Annotated in this window: 10 protein-coding genes; 4 read left to right on the top strand and 6 right to left on the bottom strand. The window is 71.2% G+C overall.

The annotated features are described in order from the left end of the window. Nucleotides 1–313: 313 nt before the first annotated feature. The 3 genes from IG88_RS0136960 to IG88_RS0136950 form a co-directional block, all read right to left on the bottom strand. Complete coding sequence (locus IG88_RS0136960) at nt 314–487, bottom strand: hypothetical protein (RefSeq protein WP_234332472.1); 174 nt, start codon at nt 485–487, stop codon at nt 314–316. Nucleotides 488–661: 174 nt separating this feature from the next. After that, complete coding sequence (locus IG88_RS0136955) at nt 662–1,273, bottom strand: dihydrofolate reductase family protein (protein WP_031050992.1); 612 nt, start codon at nt 1,271–1,273, stop codon at nt 662–664. Nucleotides 1,274–1,505: 232 nt separating this feature from the next. After that, nucleotides 1,506–2,519, bottom strand: coding sequence for a LacI family DNA-binding transcriptional regulator (locus tag IG88_RS0136950; protein ID WP_031050991.1), 1,014 nt, complete (start codon nt 2,517–2,519; stop codon nt 1,506–1,508). A gap of 326 nt (nt 2,520–2,845) precedes the next feature. Between IG88_RS0136950 and IG88_RS0136945 the strand changes: the two genes are divergently transcribed. From IG88_RS0136945 to IG88_RS0136930, 4 genes are all read left to right on the top strand, one after another. Further along, complete coding sequence (locus IG88_RS0136945) at nt 2,846–4,156, top strand: ABC transporter substrate-binding protein (RefSeq protein ID WP_031050990.1); 1,311 nt, start codon at nt 2,846–2,848, stop codon at nt 4,154–4,156. Nucleotides 4,157–4,260: 104 nt separating this feature from the next. After that, entirely contained in the window at nt 4,261–5,253 is a 993-nt protein-coding gene (locus IG88_RS0136940; RefSeq protein WP_031050989.1) for a carbohydrate ABC transporter permease, read from the top strand. A gap of 12 nt (nt 5,254–5,265) precedes the next feature. Then, nucleotides 5,266–6,189: a carbohydrate ABC transporter permease gene (locus IG88_RS0136935; RefSeq protein ID WP_031050988.1), complete on the top strand. Its 924-nt coding sequence runs from the start codon at nt 5,266–5,268 to the stop codon at nt 6,187–6,189. Between the two features lie 41 nt (nt 6,190–6,230). Next, complete coding sequence (locus IG88_RS0136930) at nt 6,231–7,670, top strand: GH1 family beta-glucosidase (protein ID WP_031050987.1); 1,440 nt, start codon at nt 6,231–6,233, stop codon at nt 7,668–7,670. 110 nt (nt 7,671–7,780) lie between these two features. Here IG88_RS0136930 and IG88_RS0136925 read toward each other — a convergent pair whose 3' ends face one another. The 3 genes from IG88_RS0136925 to IG88_RS42105 form a co-directional block, all read right to left on the bottom strand. After that, nucleotides 7,781–8,977, bottom strand: coding sequence for a glycoside hydrolase family 64 protein (locus IG88_RS0136925; RefSeq protein ID WP_031050986.1), 1,197 nt, complete (start codon nt 8,975–8,977; stop codon nt 7,781–7,783). 192 nt (nt 8,978–9,169) lie between these two features. Continuing rightward, on the bottom strand, nt 9,170–9,703 hold the full coding sequence (locus IG88_RS0136920; RefSeq protein WP_031050985.1) for a nucleotide triphosphate diphosphatase NUDT15: 534 nt from the start codon (nt 9,701–9,703) through the stop codon (nt 9,170–9,172). Between the two features lie 61 nt (nt 9,704–9,764). Next, nucleotides 9,765–9,874 (bottom strand): glycerophosphodiester phosphodiesterase family protein (locus tag IG88_RS42105; RefSeq protein WP_267884681.1); only part of this gene is annotated, 110 nt, incomplete at its 5' end.

The following is a 9,874-nucleotide window of genomic DNA, read 5'->3' as shown; positions in this document are numbered from 1 at the left end:
CGGGTGCCATGCCGGAGGAGCCGCGGTGGGCGATGACGTCGGGGCCGGTCGCGGCGTGCGCGGTCGTCGACGTCACCGCCAGCACCAGACCACTCAGCAGTGCCGTCACCACACCGGCGCGCCGCTTGCTGGCAAGCCTCACTGGAAACCTCCCGTACTCGAACGACTTCCTGGAGGCTCCCGGCCGACGGTTACGGCAAGCCTGCCGCGGCCTGGCGCGCCCGGGTGGCGCCGGTGAAGGGCAGTGCCGAACCGGTCGTCGGAGGCGGGAGGGGGAGATTGCGCGCAACCGGCCCCTCCCGCCCCGTGCGTTTCACCTGCCGAGCAGACCCTGGGGGAGGAGCGACTGCGGGGAGGTGGCCGGGTGCCCGACCTCCAGCGATCCGAGCAGGCCGTTGAGGAGCGGGCCCCCGGGAACTCCGGCGGACGGACCGGGCTCGGGGGCCGCCTCGGCGAGGGGTGCGGCGACCAGCACAGCGGTGGTCATGACAGAGACACAGACGAGCTTCTTGATCATGCCCGACCCAACGAACGGCGGCGCGGGGAGAAACGCTCGGCGGGGGCCCGCTGGGCCACTCGGGTCACCCGGGGACCGGCCGTGGTACCGGCCAAGGCCCCGGGAGCGCGCGATGCGGGAGCCCCGCCACAGTGCGGATGTCCCTCAGCCGGCGTCGCGCCTGCGGTAGCGGACATGCGTGGCCAGCGGTGAGTGAAGCACCTCGACGGGCTCGAAGTCGAAGGTCCCGACGTCGTCGAACAGCCGCTCGCCGCTGCCCAGCAGGACGGGCGCGAAGTCGAGGGTGAGTTCGTCGATCACGCCCGCGTTGAGCGCCTGGCGGACCGTCGAGGCACCCCCGGCGATGTCCACTCCCCTGCCGTCGGCGGCTTCGAGCGCCTGTGCGTATGCGGCGTCGAAGCCTCCGGTGACGAAGTGGAAGGTGGTCCCTCCCTCCATCCTGATCGGTTCGTGGGCGTAGCGCGTGAGCACGAAGACCGGGGCATGGTAAGGAGGCTCGGGACCCCACCATCCGTCCCACGGCTCGTCCCACTCACCGCGGACCGGCCCGAACATGTTCCGGCCCATGACGTAGGCGCCCCGCGGGCGCATCAGCCAGCCGGTGGCCGTCTCGTCGGCCTGGGTGGCGCGCGGGTCGCCGAGGTGCCAGCCGTGGAGCTCCTGGCCGCGCTTGCCCAGCGGATGGTCGCGGCTCTGCTCGGGCCCGGCGACGAAGCCGTCGAGGGAGATCGACATGTGGCAGGTGGTGTCGGACATCGGTTTCGCTCCGGATGCAGCAGGTACGGGGGGCGGGCGGCCGTAGGACCGCACGGCACACGTACAGACTGGCAGAGGCGGCCGAACTCATCGCGGCACCGTGGAGCCGTTGAGGGTTTGACTGCCATGCGGCCAGACGGACACGCAGAGTGACCACCCCGAGGTTCCGGACCGATCGGCGGCCGAGGGGAGACCGGCGGCGCGCCGTTCGTCGGAGAGCGCCGGCCCCCGCCTACGACGACTCGCGCACCACCAGTTGCGTGGGCAGCGTCAACTGCTGCCGGGGAGCGCCGTGCTGGGTGATGCCGGTGAGAATGCGGGCCATGGTCCGGCCCAGTTCCTCCACCGGCTGACGCACCGTGGTCAGCGGCGGGTCGGTGTGGCGGGCCAGGATCGAGTCCTCGAACCCGACGACGGCCACGTCTCCGGGCACCTGCCGCTTGCACCGGCGCAGTTCGGCCAGCGCGCCGACCGCCATGAGGTCGGAGGCGGCGAAGACGGCGTCCAGGTCCGGGGCGCGTTCAAGAAGCAAACGCATGGCGTTCGCTCCGCCCTCCTCGGTGAAGTCCCCTGCCTCGACGAGGAGTTCGCTGGCGGGAACGCCGGCGTCCGCGTGCGCGGCACGCCAGCCGGCGAGCCTGCTGCGGCCTACGTCCATGTCCAGCGGGCCGGTGATCGTGGCGACCCGCCGCCGTCCGCCGGCCAGCAGGTGCCGCACCGCGGCCCCGGCTCCGCCGGCGTTGTCGGAGTTGACGTAGCTCAGTCGTTCGCCCGCGTCGCGGCGGCCGGCGAGGACGGTCGGCAGGCCCATCTCCTCCAGCATGCCCGGCAGCCGGTCCTCGGCGTGCACCGAGACCAGCAGCACGCCGTCCACCCGGCGGGTCGCGACCGACTCGGTGAGCTGGTCCCGCTCGGCCTGGTCACGGACGAGCATGAGCTGCAACTGGGTGCGGCTCTCGGCGAGGGCGCCGCTGACACCGCGGATCAGCGCGGCGAAGAACGGCTCCGAACCCAGCCGGCTCTCCGACTCCGGGATCACCAGCGCCACGGCGTTGGTGCGGTTGGTCACCAGGCCGCGGGCGACCGAGTTGGGAACGTAGTTGAGTTCCTTGATCGCCGCAAGCACCCTCTCCCGGGCATCGGCGCTGACCAGTTCCGAGCCGTTGACGACCCGGGAGACCGTGGTGCGGCCCACGCCGGCGCGGGCGGCGACCGTTTTGATCGTTGGACGGCGGTTGCCGGTCATGAACTCCCCCCTCGGCGGCCGCGGCGACGCTGCCTGCCGCGGAGGTGACCTGCGGCAATTCTTGCAGACACCGCGGCCGGCGGAGCACCCCCCGGCATCCGGGAGACGAACGAGGCGGGACGGCGACCGTGGGAACTTGCGTTCAAGTCATTGACAGAGCAGGCCCGTTGGCACGAGTCTTCGAGGCGCCGGTGGGAACGTGCCCACCAAATTGGGCACGTTCCCAACCCGTGTCCGAGCCGCTGTCTTTCACGCTGTAGCCATCGCAGTAGTCATCGCACGACTCGTCACTCCGATGTGTCAGCGCCGTCGCTAGGAGGAGATCCATGGGCACTCTCGGTTCGTTGCGCAGAAGGGCGGTGGCGACGGCCGCGGCCGTCGGCGCGCTGGCGCTCGTCGTCGGCTGCGGCGGCAGCGACGACTCGGCCACCGGCGGTGGCAAGAAGGACGGCAAGGTCACCATCACCATGGGCATGTACGGCGTGATGGGCATCAAGGAGACGGGCCTCCTCGAGCAGTACGAGAAGGAGAACCCCGGTGTCGACATCAAGGCCGAGATAGCCGGTGACGAGCAGACCTACTACACCGCCCTGCAGACCAGGCTCGCCGCGGGCAAGGGCCTGAAGGACATCCAGGGCATCGAGATCGGCCGGGCCAAGGAGATCACGGAGACCCAGGCGGACAAGTTCGCGGACTTCTCCGACGTCCCGGGCACCGACCACTTCCTGCCCTGGAAGGAGTCCCAGATCAGCACCGGGGACGGCAAGGTGCTGGGCCTGGGCACCGACATCGGCCCGATGGCCGTCTGCTACCGCAAGGACTACTTCGAGAAGGCGGGACTGCCCACCGACCGCGAACAGGTGGCCAAGCTCTGGGAGGGCGACTGGAGCAAGTACGTCGAGGTCGGCCGCACCTTCAAGAAGGACTTCAAGGGCGGGAAGGTGGCCTACATGGACGCGGCCAGCGGCCTGTTCAACGCCATGGTCTACGGCTACCCCCAGCAGTACTACGACGACAAGGGCGAGCTGATCTACGACACCAACCCGGCCGTCAAGGACGCCTGGAAGCTCGCCGCCGACGCGGCGGAGGACGGGCTGACGGCCAAGCTCCGCCAGTTCCAGCCGGGCTGGGACCCGGGCCTGGCCAACGGCACCTTCGCCACCGCGGTGTGCCCGGCGTGGATGCTCAGCCACATCAGCGAGAAGGCCGGCGACGCGAACAAGGGCAAGTGGGACGTCGCCAAGGCCCCCAAGGGCGCCAACTGGGGCGGCTCGTTCCTCGGTGTGGTCGAGCAGAGCCCGGTGAAGGAGGAGGCCAAGAAGCTCGTCGCCTGGCTGACCGCGCCCGAGCAGCAGGCCCACATCTTCAAGGAGATCGGCAACATCCCCTCCTCCCGCACGGCGCTGGACAGCCCCGACGTGAAGAACGCGAAGTCGGACTACTTCAGCGGTGCCCCCATCGGCCAGATCTTCGGCGACGCCGCCCAGGAGATCCCGGACAAGCAGATCCTCGGCCGCAAGGACGGCACGATCAAGGACACCTTCTCCCAGGGCCTGGCCCTGATCGAGCAGGGTGACGCCTCACGTGACGAGGCGTGGAAGACCACCGGGGAGCGCATCGAGAAGGCGGTCGGCTGACTCTTGGCACCCGAGGCCGGCCGGGCCCGCCCGCACCCAGGAACAGGTCCTGGCCGGCGGGCCCGGCGTCCGGCCCACACATCAGCTCTCAGGAAGGAAGTCCGGTGGCCACCTCCACCACCAAGGCCCTGGCCGGGGGCGAGTCTCCGCGTCCGTCGCCCCGCGGCGGCGGGGACGCCCCCCGGCGGCGCGGCGCGCTCCTGCACCGGCTCGACATCAAGGGCGCCCCGTACGCGTTCGTCGCGCCCTTCTTCATCATCTTCGCCGCGTTCAGCTTCTACCCCCTGATCTACACCTCGTGGATCTCCCTGCACGACGTGGAGCTGGCCACGCTCGACGTCATGGACTGGGTGGCCTTCGACAACTACGTGGACCTGTGGGGCGATTCCCGGTTCTGGAACGCGCTGCAGAACACGATCACCATCGGCGTCATCTCCACGGTGCCGCAGTTGATGATGGCGCTCGGCATGGCGCACCTGCTCAACTACCGGATGCGCGCCTCGCTGTTCTTCCGGGTCGCCTCCCTGGTCCCCTACGCCACCTCGGTCGCGGCGGCCGCCCTGGTCTTCACCATGATCTTCGAGCGCGACTTCGGCATGATCAACTGGGCGCTCGGCTCGGTCGGGATCGACCCGGTGGACTGGGAGGCCGACAAGTGGCCCGCCCAGGTCGCCATCTCCACCATCGTCATCTGGCGCTGGACCGGCTACAACGCGCTGCTCTACCTGGCCGCGATGCAGGCCATCCCGGCCGACCGCTACGAGGCGGCCTCCCTCGACGGCGCCTCCCGGTGGCAGCAGTTCATCCACGTCACCGTCCCCGGGATCCGCTCCACCATCGTCTTCACCATCGTGCTCTCCACGATCGGCGCCACCCAGCTCTTCGGCGAGCCGCTGATCTTCGGCCAGGGACCCAACGGCGTCACCGGCGGCGCGGACAACCAGTACCAGACGCTGGGCCTGCTGCTCTACGAGGAGGGCTGGAAGAACTACCAGATGGGCCGCTCCGCGACCGTCGCCTGGGCGATGTTCATGCTGCTGGTCCTCGTCTTCGTCGTGCAGCGCGTCGTCAAGCGCCTGCGCTCCCGTACGTCCTGACCTGGAGCCGCCATGACCACCCAAAGTCTCCCGGCCCGGACCGACGCCCCGGCCCGGACCCCCGCCGTGCGGGCGAGCGGCCGAAGCGGCCGCCGGCTGCTGCGCCAGCGCGCCGGCCGCCAGCACCACGCGGGCCCCCTCGCCTACGTCCTGCTCGCCATCATGGCGATCCTGTCGATCTTCCCGCTGTACTGGACGATGGTGGCGGCGTCCACCGACAACACCCGGGTCAGCCAGACGCCGCCGCCGTTCCTGCCCGGCCCCAACCTGTTCAGCAACCTCGCCCGGGCCTGGGACGAGGCCGCCATGGGCAAGGCCATGGTCAACAGCCTCATCGTGGCCGGGGTGATCGCCCTGTCCACGGTGCTGTTCGCGACGCTCGCCGGGTTCGCCTTCGCCAAGCTGCGGTTCAAGGGGCGCAACGCCCTGCTGGTCCTGGTGATCGGCACCATGCTGGTGCCGCCGCAACTCGCCGTCGTACCGCTGTTCATGCTCATGGCCGACCTGGGCTGGTCCCAGCAACTGCCCGCCGTCATCTTCCCGACGCTGGTGAGCGCGGTCGGCGTGTTCTTCATGCGGCAGTACCTGACGGAGGCGCTGCCGGACGAACTCGTGGAGGCCGGCCGTGTGGACGGGGCGCACTCGCTCAGGATCTTCTGGAGCATCGTGCTGCCCATCGCACGGCCCGCGATGGCCGTCCTGTTCATGATCACGTTCGTGCACGCGTGGAACGACTTCTTCTGGCCGTTCGTGGTCCTCGACATGACCAACCCGACGGTCCCCGTGGCGCTCACCCAGCTCAGCGCGGGCTACGTCCGCGACCAGTCGCTGATCATGGCCGGCGCACTGCTCGGCACGCTGCCGCTGCTGGCGATGTTCGTCGTCTTCGGCCGCCAGATCGTCAGCGGCATCATGGCCGGTGCCGTCAAGGGCTGACCGCCCCGCCGTCCCCAGCACCCCACTCCGAAAGGACTTACGTGGTCACCGCAGCACACCAGACCGCGTCCGCCCCGGACGCCGCCCGCACCTTCCCCAAGGGCTTCCTCTGGGGCTCCGCCACCGCCTCCTACCAGATCGAGGGGGCCGCCGCGGAGGACGGCCGCACCCCCTCCATCTGGGACACCTACGCCCGCACACCCGGCCGGGTCCGCAACGGCGACACCGGAGACATCGCCACCGACCACTACCACCGGCGCAGCGAGGACGTCGCCCTGATGGCCGAACTCGGCCTGGGCGCCTACCGCTTCTCCCTCGCCTGGCCCCGGATCCAGCCCACCGGCCGCGGCCCCGCCGTACAGAAGGGCCTGGACTTCTACCGGCGTCTGGTGGACGAACTGCTGGAGAAGGGCATCCAGCCCGTCGCCACCCTCTACCACTGGGACCTTCCCCAGGAACTGGAGGACGCCGGAGGCTGGCCCGAACGCGCCACGGCCGAGCGGTTCGCCGAGTACGCGGCCCTCGCCGCCGACGCCCTCGGCGACCGGGTGAAGACCTGGACCACGCTCAACGAGCCCTGGTGCAGCGCCTTCCTCGGGTACGGCTCCGGGGTGCACGCCCCCGGCCGCACCGACCCGGTGGCCGCCCTGCGCGCCGCCCACCACCTCAACCTGGCGCACGGCCTGGCCGTCCAGGCGCTGCGCGACCGGGTCCGCGCCGACGCGAAGGTGTCCGTCACCCTCAACATCCACCACGTCCGCCCGCTCACCGCCGGCGAGGGCGACGCCGACGCGGTCCGCCGGATCGACGCGCTCGCCAACCGGGTCTTCACCGGCCCCATGCTGAACGGCGCCTACCCGGAGGACCTGCTCAAGGACACCTCGGGGCTGACCGACTGGTCCTTCGTCCAGGACGGCGACCTGCGCCGGGTCCACCAGCCGCTGGACTTCCTCGGCGTCAACTACTACACGCCCACCGTCGTCTCCGAGACCGACGGCAGTGCCGCCCACACCTCCGACGGACACGGCAACAGCGCCCACAGCCCCTGGCCGGGAGCGGACCGGGTCGCCTTCCACCAGCCGCCGGGCGACACCACCGCCATGGGCTGGGCCGTCGACCCCAGCGGCCTGTACGACCTGCTGCGCCGCCTGTCCGCCGACTTCCCGGGGCTCCCGCTGGTCATCACCGAGAACGGTGCCGCCTTCGACGACTACGCCGACCCCGAGGGCCGGGTCAACGACCCCGCCCGGATCGCCTACGTACGGGACCACCTGGCCGCCGTCCACCAGGCCATCCTGGACGGCGCGGACGTGCGCGGCTACTTCCTGTGGTCGCTGCTGGACAACTTCGAGTGGGCCCACGGCTACAGCAAGCGCTTCGGCGCCGTCTACGTGGACTACCCGACCGGCACCCGCGTCCCCAAGGCGAGTGCCCGCTGGTACTCCGAGGTCGCCCGCACCGGAGTGCTGCCCGGCGCCTGACCGGGGCGGGGCCGCGCGCTGCCCCGCCCCGCGAGGCGTGCCGCACCACGGTTTTGCCCCCGCCGGCCGCACGAGCGGCGAGCGGGGGCCAAACCGTTGCCCGCGGGCGGTCAGTCGAGCGGCGCGAGCGTCAGCCGGGCCTCGGCGGGATTGCCGTCGTGCACCAGTGACTCGTGGTTGCCGACGTCGTCGAAGGCGAACGCGTACGCCTTCCCGTCGGCCATGCGGTCGTGGATGATCCGGGCGTAGTGGTTGGTCACGGAGTCCCGGTAGAAGCCGTCCGCCGAGGCGTCGGGCTGGTTGGGGTTGCTCAGCAGCGTCGACCGGTTGAACCCGGCGCACAGCGTGCGCGAGACGGGGCCCCGCACCTGGTCGTTGGGCGCGTCGAGCAGCCGGTGGCACCCGAAGACGCTGGAGGCGTCCGGCTTCTGGAAACTGGTGACGACCGCGCCGGAGGAGTCGGTGAAGTTCATGACGCCGCCCGACACCCGCCCGAAGTACTTGGTGTCCGGACGGTCGGCGAAGGGCGTGACGGTGAGGGTGCTCGTCGTGTACTTCTGCCAGACCCGGTTGATGTAGTCGTCCATGACCGACGCGGGCAGCGCACCGGTCTCCACTCCGTACAGCGGTGCCAGCGCCCGCAGTACGGTGCCGTCGGACCGGGTCTGGACCAGACCGCCCCAGCCCGGCTGCGCCCGCAGGGCGTCGAACACCCCTCGGTAGCCCCCCGGTTCGAGCTGTCCGGCGCTGGTCACACCGCCGTCGGCACGCTGCACGCCGACCGTGTAGGGCGCGGAGAACATGTCGACCTGGGTGCTGTTGAGCCACAGCCCGTCGTTGTTGAGGGTGTACTCGGACCAGTTGAAGAGGATGTCGCGGTTGGGGTCGCTCGGGTTCTGGACGGCGGGCTGGACCAGGCCGCCGGTGGTCAGCCGGAAGTCCAGCTTCTGGCCGTAGGAGAAGTAGATGCGCCCCGACAGCTTCGGGATGCGGATGGTCTTGGTCTGTCCGGCGGCCGGTCCGGGGATGGACGCGTCCGGTGCGGGGGTGGGGGGATTGCCGCCGGCGGGCCAGGCGTGGAAGGTGCCGTTCTCGTCCGCCCAGCCCTGCTGGCCGGTCGTCAGCGAGGTGCCGAGGTTGTAGAGGTGGACGGCGTCGCCGCGGGCGGAGTTGTTGGTGATCTTCAGTGGAATCGTGTCCGGCACCGCGGCGTCCGCGGGCGGCGCGGCGCCGAACGTGAGCAGGGCGCCGGTGAGGCCTGCGGCCGCGGCCACGGCGAGCAGACGGTGTCCGAGTCGGGCGAGCACTCTCCACCTCCGTGCGGGTGTGGGGGAATTGGTCCGTACCGATCCTGAGAGCGCTCTCAGCGTTGCGCCGGGGCGCGTCCATGTCAATGCACTCGACGGAACGGGGCGGCCCGACCGGCCGTGCACCACACCCGCGCGGTGCCCGGGCGGCCGGGGACGATCGAGGAGTGGGCGCTGCGGTCCGCCGAAGACCTACCGCGACGCGGCGCACCCGTCACGGCTCGTGCCGCCGGTCACGACGGGCCCGGCCACCGCGTAGCACCGGACCCCGGCGGGACCCCGCCGCTCCGCGCCGGGCCACAGGCAGTCCAGGACCGCGGCGGACGGCGGGAAGAGCGCCGGGGGGACGGTCCCGCGGGCGAACCACTCCCAGCGCTCGATCTTGTCGGGCTCGGTGACCCGGGGCGCACCGCCCGCCCGCTCGGTGACGGCCGCGGCGGTCACCCGGGTCAGCCCGCCCACACCGTCGACGAGCACGGCCAGCACCCGCACGTCCGCGGACGCCGCCACCAGCCCGGTCTCCTCCGCCAGCTCCCGTGCCGCGGCCGTCTCGAAGTCCTCGCCCGCGTCGACCTTGCCACCGGGCAGCTCCCAGCGTCCGTCGTGACCGAGCCCCAGCAGCACGCGTCCGTCCGGGTCGAGGACGGCGAGGCCGACGCCGGTGAGGCTCTGCGCGGCGGGACGGACACGTTCGGGGCGCTCGGCGCGCGGTGCGGAATCGCTCATCGGACCATGACACACCACGCCGCCGAACCGAGCCGAACCGGCCGCCCGTCCCCGGGCCGTGTCACGGCCGTTGGGTGAGGGTTTGGGGGTAGTCGGTGATGATGCCGTCGACGCCGAGTTGTGCCATGGTGCGGATGGCGCCGGGTTCGTCGACGGTCCAGACGTTGACGG

Source organism: Streptomyces sp. NRRL F-5650, assembly GCF_000721365.1.
Taxonomy (GTDB): domain Bacteria; phylum Actinomycetota; class Actinomycetes; order Streptomycetales; family Streptomycetaceae; genus Streptomyces; species Streptomyces ardesiacus.
This window is presented reverse-complemented; position numbering and strand designations above follow the sequence as displayed.

Excerpts from the sequence above, each read along its gene's own strand:
- IG88_RS0136945 (WP_031050990.1), top strand. The coding sequence starts at position 2,846 with ATGGGCACTCTCGGTTCGTTGCGCAGAAGGGCGGTGGCGACGGCCGCG.
- IG88_RS0136960 (WP_234332472.1), bottom strand. The coding sequence starts at position 487 with ATGACCACCGCTGTGCTGGTCGCCGCACCCCTCGCCGAGGCGGCCCCC.
- IG88_RS0136935 (WP_031050988.1), top strand. The coding sequence starts at position 5,266 with ATGACCACCCAAAGTCTCCCGGCCCGGACCGACGCCCCGGCCCGGACC.
- IG88_RS0136920 (WP_031050985.1), bottom strand. The coding sequence starts at position 9,703 with ATGAGCGATTCCGCACCGCGCGCCGAGCGCCCCGAACGTGTCCGTCCC.
- IG88_RS0136950 (WP_031050991.1), bottom strand. The coding sequence starts at position 2,519 with ATGACCGGCAACCGCCGTCCAACGATCAAAACGGTCGCCGCCCGCGCC.
- IG88_RS0136955 (WP_031050992.1), bottom strand. The coding sequence starts at position 1,273 with ATGTCCGACACCACCTGCCACATGTCGATCTCCCTCGACGGCTTCGTC.